The sequence below is a fragment of the Rhodococcus coprophilus NBRC 100603 genome, assembly GCF_001895045.1.
Lineage (GTDB): Bacteria > Actinomycetota > Actinomycetes > Mycobacteriales > Mycobacteriaceae > Rhodococcus > Rhodococcus coprophilus.
The window spans coordinates 118,904-131,067 of the sequence record NZ_BDAM01000008.1 but is presented as its reverse complement, the minus strand read 5'-3'; the positions used below and the strand labels follow the sequence as shown (position 1 = coordinate 131,067).

The 12,164-nt window shown below is 68.1% G+C and carries 14 protein-coding genes; 5 read left to right on the top strand and 9 right to left on the bottom strand.

The window, feature by feature from the left end:
• Nucleotides 1-2 precede the first annotated feature (2 nt).
• The gene (locus RDCOP1_RS14585; protein ID WP_072701769.1) at nucleotides 3-1,196 is read right to left on the bottom strand and encodes a pyridoxal phosphate-dependent aminotransferase; all 1,194 of its coding nucleotides are present in this window, start codon (nucleotides 1,194-1,196) and stop codon (nucleotides 3-5) included.
• Nucleotides 1,197-1,313: 117 nt separating this feature from the next.
• Between RDCOP1_RS14585 and RDCOP1_RS14580 the strand changes: the two genes are divergently transcribed.
• Nucleotides 1,314-1,904: a carboxymuconolactone decarboxylase family protein gene (locus RDCOP1_RS14580; protein ID WP_072701767.1), complete on the top strand. Its 591-nt coding sequence runs from the start codon at nucleotides 1,314-1,316 to the stop codon at nucleotides 1,902-1,904.
• 1 nt (nucleotide 1,905) lies between these two features.
• Here the strand turns inward: RDCOP1_RS14580 and RDCOP1_RS14575 are convergent, their stop codons facing one another.
• Complete coding sequence (locus RDCOP1_RS14575; RefSeq protein ID WP_072701765.1) at nucleotides 1,906-2,322, bottom strand: VOC family protein; 417 nt, start codon at nucleotides 2,320-2,322, stop codon at nucleotides 1,906-1,908.
• Nucleotides 2,323-2,364: 42 nt separating this feature from the next.
• Nucleotides 2,365-3,288 (bottom strand): sigma-70 family RNA polymerase sigma factor, encoded by a 924-nt coding sequence (locus RDCOP1_RS14570; RefSeq protein WP_072701763.1) that lies wholly within the window; start codon nucleotides 3,286-3,288, stop codon nucleotides 2,365-2,367.
• Nucleotides 3,289-3,367: 79 nt separating this feature from the next.
• On the opposite strand from RDCOP1_RS14570, the gene RDCOP1_RS14565 reads away from it, so the two are divergent.
• Both RDCOP1_RS14565 and RDCOP1_RS14560 read left to right on the top strand, forming a co-directional pair.
• Complete coding sequence (locus RDCOP1_RS14565; protein ID WP_072701761.1) at nucleotides 3,368-3,859, top strand: NUDIX hydrolase; 492 nt, start codon at nucleotides 3,368-3,370, stop codon at nucleotides 3,857-3,859.
• A 182-nt stretch (nucleotides 3,860-4,041) separates the two neighbouring features.
• Nucleotides 4,042-5,028 (top strand): LLM class F420-dependent oxidoreductase, encoded by a 987-nt coding sequence (locus RDCOP1_RS14560; RefSeq protein WP_072701759.1) that lies wholly within the window; start codon nucleotides 4,042-4,044, stop codon nucleotides 5,026-5,028.
• 83 nt (nucleotides 5,029-5,111) lie between these two features.
• Here the strand turns inward: RDCOP1_RS14560 and RDCOP1_RS14555 are convergent, their stop codons facing one another.
• The 4 genes from RDCOP1_RS14555 to RDCOP1_RS21365 all read right to left on the bottom strand — a co-directional run bounded on the left by RDCOP1_RS14555 (nucleotide 5,112) and on the right by RDCOP1_RS21365 (nucleotide 8,258).
• Entirely contained in the window at nucleotides 5,112-5,798 is a 687-nt protein-coding gene (locus RDCOP1_RS14555; RefSeq protein ID WP_072702027.1) for a DUF3239 domain-containing protein, read from the bottom strand.
• 68 nt (nucleotides 5,799-5,866) lie between these two features.
• Nucleotides 5,867-7,525: a DNA repair helicase XPB gene (locus RDCOP1_RS14550; protein ID WP_072701757.1), complete on the bottom strand. Its 1,659-nt coding sequence runs from the start codon at nucleotides 7,523-7,525 to the stop codon at nucleotides 5,867-5,869.
• A gap of 89 nt (nucleotides 7,526-7,614) precedes the next feature.
• On the bottom strand, nucleotides 7,615-7,761 hold the full coding sequence (locus RDCOP1_RS21535; RefSeq protein ID WP_169848902.1) for a hypothetical protein: 147 nt from the start codon (nucleotides 7,759-7,761) through the stop codon (nucleotides 7,615-7,617).
• Between the two features lie 281 nt (nucleotides 7,762-8,042).
• On the bottom strand, nucleotides 8,043-8,258 hold the full coding sequence (locus RDCOP1_RS21365; RefSeq protein ID WP_143152198.1) for a hypothetical protein: 216 nt from the start codon (nucleotides 8,256-8,258) through the stop codon (nucleotides 8,043-8,045).
• Between the two features lie 86 nt (nucleotides 8,259-8,344).
• Between RDCOP1_RS21365 and RDCOP1_RS14540 the strand changes: the two genes are divergently transcribed.
• Nucleotides 8,345-8,845 (top strand): hypothetical protein, encoded by a 501-nt coding sequence (locus tag RDCOP1_RS14540; protein ID WP_231922998.1) that lies wholly within the window; start codon nucleotides 8,345-8,347, stop codon nucleotides 8,843-8,845.
• Between the two features lie 61 nt (nucleotides 8,846-8,906).
• Here RDCOP1_RS14540 and RDCOP1_RS14535 read toward each other — a convergent pair whose 3' ends face one another.
• The gene (locus tag RDCOP1_RS14535; protein WP_072701753.1) at nucleotides 8,907-11,189 is read right to left on the bottom strand and encodes a helicase-associated domain-containing protein; all 2,283 of its coding nucleotides are present in this window, start codon (nucleotides 11,187-11,189) and stop codon (nucleotides 8,907-8,909) included.
• 60 nt (nucleotides 11,190-11,249) lie between these two features.
• Between RDCOP1_RS14535 and RDCOP1_RS14530 the strand changes: the two genes are divergently transcribed.
• Nucleotides 11,250-11,438 carry a hypothetical protein gene (locus RDCOP1_RS14530; protein WP_072702024.1) on the top strand — a complete coding sequence of 63 codons (189 nt, stop codon included), beginning with the start codon at nucleotides 11,250-11,252 and terminating at the stop codon, nucleotides 11,436-11,438.
• A 129-nt stretch (nucleotides 11,439-11,567) separates the two neighbouring features.
• Here RDCOP1_RS14530 and RDCOP1_RS14525 read toward each other — a convergent pair whose 3' ends face one another.
• Nucleotides 11,568-12,158 carry a transglycosylase family protein gene (locus RDCOP1_RS14525; RefSeq protein WP_072702022.1) on the bottom strand — a complete coding sequence of 197 codons (591 nt, stop codon included), beginning with the start codon at nucleotides 12,156-12,158 and terminating at the stop codon, nucleotides 11,568-11,570.
• Nucleotides 12,159-12,164 lie beyond the last annotated feature (6 nt).

Below are 12,164 nucleotides of genomic sequence, written 5' to 3'. Positions count from 1 at the left end.
GTCTAGACGGCCTCGGGCAGTGTGCGCAACCGGCCTACCGCTTCCTCGAGTACGTCGTCCCGCTTGCAGAACGCGAATCGCACCAGGTGGTTCCACGCCTTCGTGTCGTCGACGAACACGCTGACCGGCACCGCGGCGACCCCGATCCGTTCCGGGAGTTCGCGGCAGAACGCGATGCCGTCGCGGTAACCGAGCGGTGTCAGGTCGGCGCACACGAAATAGGTTCCCGCCGAGTCGAGTACACCGAATCCTGCATCTTTCAGTGCACTGGACAGCAAGGTGCGTTTGCGTTGCAGGTCGTCGCGCATCGAGCCGATCCACGCCTGTTCGTGGGTCAGGGCGTGGGCGACGGCGGGCTGGAACGGCGCCCCGCCCACGAAGGTCAGGAATTGCTTCGCGGCACGCACCCCGTCGATCAACTCGCGGGGGCCGAGTGCCCAGCCGATTTTCCATCCGGTGACGTTGAACGTCTTCGCCGCGCTCGACACGGTCACCGTACGCTGCGCCATACCCGGCAGCGACGCGAGCGGGATGTGCCGCCGCCCGTCGAAGACCAGGTGCTCGTACACCTCGTCCGACAGCACCAGCAGGTCGTGTTCGCATGCGAGTTCGGCGAGAGCGATCAGCGACTCCTCGTCGTACACGGTCCCGGTGGGGTTGTGCGGCGTGTTGACGACGAGCATGCGCGTGCGGTCGGTGATCGCGGCGCGCAACGCGTCGACATCGAGGACGAAACCGGCCCCGTCGCGAGTCAGTGCGACGGTCCGGCGCGTCGCCCCGGCCAGTGCGACCGCCGCGGCGTAGGAGTCGTAGTACGGCTCGGTCAGCAGGACCTCCTGGCCCGGCTCGACCAGGCCGAGGATGGCCGCGCTGATCGCTTCCGTCGCTCCGACGGTGACGAGGACTTCACCGTCGGGATCGTGCTCGAGTCCGTAACGGGCGGCACGATCGGTGGCGACGGCCCGACGCAGCGCCGGGATACCCGACCCCGGCGGGTACTGGTTGACACCGTCCGCGATGGCCTGCCGTGCGACTTCGAGCATTTCCGGGGGGCCGTCGACGTCCGGGAACCCCTGGCCCAGATTGATGGCCTCGTGCCGGACCGCGAGTTCGGTCATCTCGGCGAAGATCGTCGACGCGAACGGTCGTAACCGGGCGACGGTGCGTACTGCCCCCGGTCTCCTCGAATCAGCCACGCCGTGAAGCCTAGCGTCCGGCGCGTCACATTCGGGACGGCTATCTCGTCTCCCCCGAGAACGGCTCTTCCGGAACCGGCGAGGAGTTCCGGGCCGCGACCGACCCAGGAGGACGTCATGCCACGAATCGAACCGGTGACTCCGGAGCACGCGAACCTGATGACCCGCGCGAGCTACACCTATGCCGCGCGCCGCTTCGGGGTGGTTCCCGAACCCTTCACGGTCCTCGCGCACCACCCCGCACTGATGCGGGCGAGCGCGGTGCACGAGATGCTCGTCGAGCGGGCTTCGAAGGTGCTGCCGGCGAACGTACGGGAGATCGCGGTGTACCGAGTCGCGTGGACGCTCGGATGTTCCTGGTGCATCGACTTCGGAACCATGCTGCAACGGCTCGACGGTCTCGACACCGACCGGCTCGCCCACATCGCCGACTACGCGACATCTGACCTGTACAGCGACGACGAGAGGGCAGCGATCGAATATGCGGACGCGATGACCGGTGACGTCGCCGCCACGGTGACCGACGATCAGGTCGCCGATCTCCAACGCAGATTCGGGTCTGCGGGCGTGGTCGAATTGACCTACCAGATCGCGCTCGAGAACCTGCGCGGTCGCATGAACTCGGCCCTCGGCATCCACGAGCAGGGGTTCAGTACCGATGCGTGCCGTGTGCCGTGGGCGGACGAAGCCGACGCGACGGGAAAGTGAGTTACTCGGGTACGACGATCTCGGCGATCGAGCCGGGATTCCAGGCGATCTCCCACCGAAAGCCGTCCGGGTCGGCGAAGTAGCCCGTGTAGCCGCCCCACACACGCTCGGTGCCCTCGCCGACCGGATCGGCGCCCGCCCGTCGAGCCGTCTCGAGCACGTCGTCCACCTCGCCGCGGGTCGCGACGTTGTGGGCGAGCGTGACGGGCGGAACCCCGGTGCGGGAGATCGGGCCCACCTCCGATTCGAATTCCGTTCGGGCCCAAAGCGACAGGATCACGTGGGCGCCGACACGGATCATCACGACCTCGTCGGGTTCTTCGATGAACGCGGACCAGCCCAGTCCGTCCACATAGAATTCGCGGGCCCGGTCGACGTCCTCCACGGCGAGAGTCACGAAGCTGAGGCGTTGTTCCATGTTCCCGAGCCTAGGGGTGGTCGCCCGCGCCCGGGCGCGGATTCAGCTGTGCCCCAAAGGCACGAGGACACCGCGCCGGAGTTTCTCCGGGTTGGCGAGGTCGTAGGCGGCCCACACGCGGCCGTCTCGGACAGTGCACGCCGTCACCCGCGCCGGATATCCGCGGTGGGTGTCGTCCGCGCGCAGCCCGTGGTTGAGCAGCCCCAGTTCACCGTTGACACGGACCGGTTCGAACGCCGCGAACGACCCCGCCCCGTAGCGGCGCGTCAACCCAATGAAGAAGCGAGCGAACTTGTTCGCACCGACCACGACGTTGAGGGCGGTCGAGGTGGTACCGCCGGCGTCGGCGACCAGTCTGGCCTCGGGGTGCAGCGCCGCGATCACGCTGTCGATGTCGCCTGCGGCGAACGCCGCCATCAGCACCGCGACGGCGTTGTCGTGCTCGGCGGCCGGCGTCGGGGGCGGTGTATCGGCCACGGTGCGACGAGCGCGGGAGGCGAGTTGCCGTGCTGCCGGCGACGAGATACCGAGCATGCGCGCGATCTCGTCGAACGGCATCCCGAATCCGTCGTGCAACACGAATGCGATGCGCTGTGAAGGTGGGAGCACGTCGAGGACGATCAGCGCGGCAAGCCGGTTGTCCTCGTTCCGGACCACCTGTTCGAGCGGATCGACCGGTCCTGTACCGGACAGCGGGGTCACGATCGGTTCGGGCAGCCACTGCCCCACGTACTTCTCGCGTCGCACTGCTGCGGACCGGAGCTTGTCGAGGCACAGCCGGCCCACCACGGTGGTGAGCCATGCGCGCAGATCGCCGATCTCCGAGGCGTCGACGGTGGCGAGCCGGAGCCAGGAGTCCTGCACGGCATCCTCGGCGTCCGCGACACTGCCGGTCAGGCGATACGCGACCGACAGGAGGTGGACGCGGTGTTGCTCGAATGATTCCGCGAGGCCGGAAGCGCGCATATTCTCGATGCTACGAGCCGGATCACCGTCGCGGACCGGAGTCCGGGGGTGTGAACCGGACGGTCCAGGGAGGTGAGCGATGCCGGCGACGAGCGCAGGTCTGCTGCTCTACCGCATCGACGCCACCGGACTGCTGGAACTGTGGCTCGTGCATCCCGGTGGTCCGTACTGGACGGGCAAGGACACCGCGGCGTGGTCGGTGCCCAAAGGCGAATACGGCCTCGAAGAGGAGCCTCGGGAGATCGCGTTGCGCGAGTTCGAGGAGGAATGCGGCTTTCCCGCCCCGGACGTGCCGTTGTCGTTGCTCGGTCGCTATCGCCAGGCGTCCGGCAAGGTCGTGAGCATCTACGTGGGCGAGACGTCGGCCGAACTCGAGTTCGTCGGGAGCAACACGTGTGAAATCGAGTGGCCGCCGCGCTCGGGGAAGACGCTGACGATCCCCGAAGTCGACGACGCGCGCTGGATCGGGATGTCCGATGCAGAGACCAAGCTGGTCAAGGGGCAACGTCCGCTCCTCGTGTCGTTACGGGCGAGGCTCGACGACGCGGGCCGGCAGTACAGAACCGAATAACGCTATCCGGCAGAGGGATACGAATCCTTCACCTGGTCGTCGCGTTCCCGCCCGGCGGATCGGCGGGCGGCGCTCGCACCGTTCCGGAATACTTGGCCGGGTAGCTGAATACTTGGCCGGGTAGCTGAATACTTGGCCGGGTAACAAGGGGCACAGACCCTCGATTCGAGTGAAGGACCCACATGCGCTTCGGACTTTTCGTTCCTCAGGGCTGGAGATTGGACCTCGTCGGTATCGATCCTGCCGAGCAGTGGCCGGTCATGCGCGATCTCGCGCTGCGCGCCGACCGCGGCCCGTGGGAATCGATCTGGGTGTACGACCACTTCCACACCGTTCCCGAACCCACCGACGAAGCCACCCACGAGGCGTGGACGCTGGTGTCCGCGTTCGGTGCGGTTACCGACCGGGTGCGACTCGGCCAGATGTGCACCGCGATGAGCTACCGGAACCCTGCCTACCTCGCGAAGGTGGCGGCGACCGCCGACATCATCTCCGGTGGGCGAGTGGAGATGGGTATCGGCGGCGGATGGTACGAGCAGGAATGGCGCGCCTACGGTTACGGTTTCCCGTCCGCCGGCGAACGCCTACGCCGCCTCGACGAAGGGGTGCAGATCTTCAAGCAGGCCTGGACCACGGGGAAGGCGACCCTCGACGGCAAGCACTACCAGGTCGACGGCGCGATCGTGCGGCCGCTGCCTCTCCAGGAGGGCGGCATCCCGCTGTGGATCGCCGGCGGCGGCGAGAAGGTCACGTTGAAGATTGCGGCAAAATACGCGCAGTACACCAACTTCGACGGCACCCCCGAAGGCTTCGCCCACAAATCGAGAATCCTGCGGGAGCATTGCGCCGATGTCGGTACGGATTTCGATGCGATCGTGCGGTCGGCGAACTACAACGTCGCGATCGGCCGTACCGAGGCCGAGGTGCAGGACAGGCTCGACGCGCTGCGGGCACGACTCGAACCGATCGTCGGTGCGGAGAAGGCGGACGGCGCGCTGAGTGCGTTCCGTGGGATGCCCGCGGTGGGCACACCCGAGCAGATCGTCGAGAACCTCACTGCGCTGCAGAAGCAGGGCCTGGAATACGCGATCTTCTACTTCCCCGAGGCGGCGTACGACACGACAGGCATCGAACTGCTCGAGAAGGAAGTGCTTCCGCACCTCGCGTAGCGCGCGATTCGATCGCGTCGTCCTCTCCGCGTCCGGGCACGGAGAGGACGATCGTGCCATCGGTGAGCAGCGAGGGCCGGACCTCAGCGCAGTCCGGGGGGAAGCTCTTTCAGGTCCAGTTCGACGCGGCGCTCGTCGCTGGCGTTGATCTCGTCCGCGGACGACAGCTTGGACTTGAGCAGAGACCACTCCGCTTCGTCGATCGCTGCGGTGGCCTTTGCCAGGACCGCCGCATCGCGGGTGGCCCAGGCGATCGGCATGGGGCTGACCATCTGCCACACGCCGGACTTGTTGCGGGTGGTGCGGTCGGACAGGACGGCGACGCACGGCACGCGTTCGCCCACCTTGGCCCGGTGTCCGGGGATCGCCTGGACGTCGCGGGTGACCAGGGCGTAATGATGCCGCTGCGCGCCGTCCGGCGCGTCCTCGGTGGGTTTGGCGATATCGATCAGTGCAAGGAGGGTGAGCCCGCGGGCGCGTGTCCTCGCGACCAGCGCCGGAACCAGCGGACTGTCGTGGTAGAGCTCCTCGATCGTCCCGACCTTGCGGGGGGCCCACAACGCGACCCACACCGACGTTGCCGCAGCGACGACGAGTACCGAACCGACGATGTACGACCAGGTGTTTCCGAGGACGAACAGCCACACCGCACCCGCGCCGCACAACAGAGCCACGACCACCGCGGACCGGCGCAGACTGCGCACCTCCGCGAGTGTCTGGTTCACGGCCTTGGCATGGGACAGGTCGACGGGAAACTCGAATCGGCGCACGTTGTCCAGCATATTGGACGCGGGTGCGCCGCAACCCGGCGGAACCGTCCCGGCGCGCGCGAGTGGCCTCAGCCGATCTGCGGTCCGAGCAGGTCGTCGGCGTCGGTGATGCGGTACGCGTACCCTTGCTCCGCCAGGAACCGCTGCCGGTGAGCCGCGTATTCGGCGTCGAGCGTGTCGCGGGAGACCACCGAGTAGAAGTGCGCCTGCCCGCCGTCGTGCTTGGGCCGCAGCAACCGACCGAGACGCTGAGCTTCCTCTTGGCGTGAGCCGAACGTTCCGGACACCTGCACGGCGACCGACGCCTCGGGCAGATCGATGGAGAAGTTCGCGACCTTCGACACCACGAGCACACCCAGTTCGCCGGCACGGAACCGGTCGAACAGCGCCTCGCGTTCCTTGTTGCGCGTCGACCCCTTGATGACGGGGGCGTCGAGGGCGGCACCGAGCTCGTCGAGCTGGTCGATGTAGGCACCGATGACCAGAGTCGGAGCGCCCGCGTGTTTCGCGAGAATCGACTCGACCACCGGAATCTTGGTGCGTGCGGTCGAGCACAGCTTGTACCGCTCCTCCGGTTCGGCGACCGCGTAGGCCATCCGCTCCGCGTCGGTGAGCGTGACCCGCACTTCCACGCAGTCCGCCGGGGCGATCCACCCCTGCGCCTCGATGTCCTTCCACGGCGCGTCGTAGCGCTTGGGGCCGATGAGGGAGAACACGTCACCTTCCCGGCCGTCCTCGCGCACGAGGGTCGCGGTGAGGCCCAGGCGTCGCCGCGACTGCAGATCGGCGGTCATCCGGAACACCGGTGCGGGAAGCAGGTGCACCTCGTCGTAGATCATCAGCCCCCAGTCGCGGGAGTCGAACAGCTCGAGGTTGCGGTACTCGCCCTTGGTCTTGCGGGTGATCACCTGATAGGTGGCGATCGTGACCGGGCGGATCTCCTTCTTCTCGCCGGAGTACTCGCCGATCTCCTCCTCGGTGAGGGAGGTACGTGCGATCAGTTCACGCTTCCACTGCCGCCCGGCGACGGTGTTGGTGACCAGGATCAGCGTCGTGGCCCCGGCCTTGGCCATGGCGGCAGCACCGACCATCGTCTTTCCGGCCCCGCACGGCAGGACCACCACGCCCGATCCGCCCGCCCAGAAGGCATCGGCGGCCATCTCCTGGTAGTCGCGCAGGTGCCAGGGGTTCGACTCCATGTCGAGGGTGATCGGGTGTGCCTCACCGTCCACGTAGCCCGCGAGGTCCTCGGCCGGCCAGCCGATCTTGAGCAGCATCTGCTTGACGCGGCCGCGCTCGCTGGGATGCACCGCTACGGTGTCGTCGTCGATGCGGGCGCCGAGCATGGGCGCGATCTTCTTGTTTCGCAGCACCTCTTCGAGCACGGCGCGATCCAGGCTCACCAGCGTGAGGCCGTGGACGGGACTCTTCACCAGTTGCAGTCGCCCGTACCGGCCCATCGTGTCGACGATGTCGACGAGCAACGGCTGCGGAACGGCGAACCGTGAGTGGCTGACCAGCGCATCGACCACCTGCTCCGCGTCGTGGCCGGCCGCCCGTGCATTCCAGAGGGCGAGCGGTGTCACCCGATAGGTGTGGATGTGCTCGGGGGCCCGCTCGAGTTCGGCGAACGGCGCGATGGCCTGTCGGGCTTCGGCGGCACGTGGGTGGTCGACCTCGAGCAACACGGTCTTGTCGGACTGGACGATCAAGGGTCCGTCGGCCACGAATGCCTCCTGGGATCGAGAGTAGAACTCTCCTATTCTCCTGACCGGAGGCACAGTCCGCCACCCACGCGCCGCGGGAGCGGTGGGGCTCACCCTGTGAGCGAGCGGCGAACCTCCATCAGACACACCAGCGCTTCGGAAATACCGGCCCGGTAACCCGCGTCCTTTTCGGACAGCGCGGGTGAAGAATCCAATTCGTGTTCGAGGCGTTCCTGAATTCTGTCCAGGGCCGCCATCGTCCTTTTCACTTTTCTGTTCCCGTCTTTCGATTTCTTTTTCGCCGACTATCCGGAAACTCCGGAATTACACGGTCCGGGACGACTCGCGGGCCTGTGCGTCGAGCACGAACAGTCGTGCGCGTGCAAGGGCCGACCGGAACCCGTGCGTGAAAGGAGGCGCGGAGCTATCGGCTCCTGTGCGGTCGGCTAGAGCTGTGAACTGCTCGTACAGGTCATCGAGCAGTGTGGCTGAGGATGTGTTCACTTCGTGTTCCGAGTTCGTGGGGGCAGGGGAGCGCTCAGTACCGCTTGCGCTTCTTGATGAACTCGGTCCCCTCGATCTGCTTCTGACGCTTTTCTGCCCGACGCTCCTTCAGGGACTGCGACGGTTTCTTGAGACTTTTGCCCTTGTCGGCCATTTTTCGATCCTTTCGGAATGGTCGAACATTCGACAAGTCCAGACCATAACCGATTTCAGGAAAAAAGCCAGTCGCGCCGTAGAACTCGATCGGCACCGCGATTGTCGTGCAGAACGGGGCGACGGTAGGTTGTGACGGCGAACACTTGCCGCGCAGGGCGCGGCCGGGCGAAGGAGGATCTCGTGCACGGTGAACAGGCAAGTGCGATCGACACACTGCCGCAGTCCCTGGGGCAACTGCGCGCGCGGTTCACCGAGCTTCGGGCTCCCGCCCCGGACGCGGTACGGGGGACGTACCGCGCCGTCTTCGTCGGTCCTGCGGTCCTGCGTGTCGTCGCCCCCCGCGCTATCGCTCTCGCGGGCATGCGGCGCTGGTACGGCAAGCGCTTCGACGGCGCGGGTGGCGCGGTCAATCTGGTGCGGAACGCCGACGGCGCCGTGCGCGACATCCTGCCGGCGCGAACGTATCCGGACGCATCCTGGCTGGATGGCGGGAACGCGCTGATCGTGTCCTACGGCGCCGGCCCGCGACAGTCTGCGCCGGTGCCCTGGCGGTGGGTTCGCGACGAGTTCCGCGCTCTCGACGACGGCACGCTGCTCGGGATGACGTTCGCCGGCGGTGCATGGTCGCGGATCGCGGCGTCACCGTTCGTGCTCGTCCGTGACGACGCCGGCGCCGTTTAGGACCTTTGCCGAATCCGTCTCGAATGCACGGGCTTTCGAGCGTTCGACCGATGCCGGGCTCTCAGTCGACGAGCGCGACCGAGGTGACCCGGTGCAGCACGAAACTCCGAACGGACCCCGTAGCCGGATCGAAGGCCTCGAGCTGTCCACCTCCGACTGCCACCGGATCGACGATGCGACGCGTCGCGACGCCCTGCGCATCCACGTAACCGAGGGTGATGCTGCGGTGTGCGTGCAGCGCGAGTTGCAGAAGCGCAAGCGTCGCGGCACCGCCGGTACGGCTGCCGTCTCCGCGGGCGGAGGCGCCGGACGACGCGGACTCCGTGCGGTCCCCGGCGCGCAACGTGCGCACGAGAGTCGCGAGTTGTTCGTCGTTCGGAGGCGTGGGACCCGCGTACCGAGCTCGGGTGCGCGGCACCGTCACCCGCGCTCCACGGGGACGCAGATCGACTACCGCACCCGACGAGTCCTCACCCGCGGGCGCGAACCCCGCAGCGCGTAACTCCGAGAGCACCTCGGCGAGTGGTGCCTGCGATATCGCGACCGTCGGGGCGACGGCACGAAGGGCCAGCGTCGCCGCAACAGGTGCCGAAAGAACCTCCGCGAGCAGCGCCGGGTCGTCGGCGCGGACGAACGAACTCGCCACTCCGGCGCGCAGACGGCCGTGCCGGCGCGCGACGTCGTCGATCAGATAGGTGAGCGCCTGCGGCACCGGGGTCCGGGAATGGGCGGCGAACAGTGCGTGCAGATCGCCGGCGCTTACTCCGGCGTCGAGCGCGCGCCGGACGCTGGCGTCGCTGATGCGGTACACCGACGCGGCGCCCGCGGATTCGATGTCGGCGACGAGGGACATCCGGTCGGAAAGCTCGGGCACGAGCGGGCCGGGTGCGACGATCGTCAGGTCCGCCTGTACGAGCACGTAGTCGACCGGCTCGGGCAGCGCCGCGGCGATCTCCGACTCGGCGTCACCACCGTGCAGAAGTGCCTTACCGGCGGAGGAGAGGCTGCCGTGGGCGACCAGAGCGAGCGCGGTGGCCTCCCGGATCGTCTCGGTCACCGAGTCGAGGTCGAAGCGGCCCGCCCAGCGCGGCCGCCGCCACGCTGCGGTGGCCCGTATCTCGGCGATGCCCGGTGCGGACCCGGGAACGTCGGCGAGCACCTCCAGCAGCAGGTGCCGGTCGCGGACCGCGGTCGTGGATTTCACCTCGTCGGACAACGCGGCGATCGGCTTGTCGCCCTGGTCGCGCCGTCCCGCCATCCACGGTCGGCGGGGCGTCTGCAGCCACGCCCCCGCCAGAACCGCCCAGCGGTGGGCGGTGGGGGCCGTGAGCCAGGCATCGGCAGATGTGGTGGGGGCCCAGTGGTCGTCGATATCGCCCGGGGGCGGAGGGTCGGGGATTCCGCGGGCGAGAAGTCCGGCAGCCGAAAGCACCTCGACGAGCAACGCGGCATGCTGGTCGTCGATACCGACGGTCTTCGCCAGCCGGTGCAGTTCCCGTACCCCCAGACCTCCGGCCTTGAGAACGGGTGCGGGTTGCCGGCTCAGCGTCGACAGAAGGTCCTCGCAGTGACGGAGGAGTTCGAGTGCGGCGCCACCGGCGGTGGCGTTGACGTCGGGGAGTGCGCGAACGGCCTTGGGTGCGCGGGGAGGGGTCAGCGAGCCGGGATCGAACGGCGCGTCGCCACGGAGCGCCTGGCCCACGCGATGGGGGAGTTCCACGGTCTCGTCGTCGACCCGGAGAAGCAGTCCCGCGGCGAGAAGCTTCTGGACGGGCCGGTCCTCGGGAGTGCCCGGAGCCGCGTCACGGGTGCGCCCCACCGGCGACGTCCGGGCAAGCGTGTCGAGGATGCCGCGCTGCGCGGGCTCGAGTTCGTCGAGCATCACCTCGAGTTCTTCCCGCGACGGCAGGTCGGAATCGCCGGTGCGGCCGATCCGCCACGGAACGGTGTCCACCGCGGCGGGGACGAGCCGGAGACTCTCGGGGGGTCCCCACACGAGCAGCAGCCCCCGCAGCTTGCCGAGTATCCGGTCGGTCGACTTGACGGGGATGCGGCCGTCGAGCACGCCCAGCAACTCGGAGCGGGACACGGCCGCCTCGACCGCGCCGAGGCGCGCGAGAGCGGCGATGATGCCGAAGTCGGCGGTCGTCAGGTCGTCTGCGGCCCGGAACACCGATGCCCGTTGCTGCGCGCGGCTTGCCAGGACGGCCATCGTCGCAGGTGGCGGCACGACGAGGTCGGGTCGCGCGTGCAGTGCAGCGGCGAGTTCGGTGTCGCGTCGGCTCGACAACCACCGGGCGAGTGAGTCCGGTGCGGTGTCGGGCGCGGGGGTGGTCGAGGTCATCCGTTTCAGATTAGAGACCTGAGGTGGCCCACCACGAACTCACCTGCCAAAATGGGCGGCATGGCTACCTCTTCGAAGAAACAGTACGTCGACCGCGGATGGCCGGAGCTGGCGGACGGAGACCATGCGGTCACCGAGCTGTCCTCCACGCGCACCGGCCCGCTCTCGCCCTACGGCGAGGACATGCACTTCCCTCTGCCGGTCGAGGACCTGCCCTACACGCATCCCCGGACGGTCATCAACCGCTGATTCTTCGATCGAGCCCGGCTCCGGAAGGGGCCGGGCGTACCGGAGGTGGACGACTCGTTCGCCCGCACGGCACAGCAAAGAGCCCCGCACCGGCATCGGTGCGGGGCTCTTTTGCCGACTTTGTGGAAACTACTGGGGAAGAACGGCGCGGACGGCGTCGAGGACGCTCGGGTCGAGCTGGATGCCTGCGTCCTGGAGGGCTTCGACGCCCTGCTCGAAGCCGGCGATGATGTTCTGGGCTTCGACGGGCAGTGCGGCGGTCTCGGGAAGCTGCGGCACGGCGTTGCTGACGCTCGGGGCAGCGGGGGTAGCCGGCGTGCTCGGGGTCGCGTCGACAGCGCGCTGGGTGGCGGCGCTGGACAGGCCCAGGCTCGAGGAGCAGGACGGCCATGCGCCCCATCCCTGGCCGGCGAGGACGCGCTCGGCAACAGCAATCTGCTGCTCGCGGCTGGCCTGCGCTGCGGTGGGGGCGTACTCGTTGCCGCCGTACGCATTCCAGGTGCTCGGGGAGAACTGCAGGCCACCGTGGTAGCCGTTGCCGGTGTTGATGGCCCAGTTGCCGCCGGATTCGCACTGTGCGAGGCGGTCCCAGTCCGAATCGGGGGCTGCCGCAGCGGTGCCGCTGAAGGCGACGCCGGTGACACCGAGGACTGCGCCGGTCAGCGCGAACTTCGCGACGGTACGACCGGTGTTGGAGGGCTTGCGATGGCGTCCGCTCATGATCGT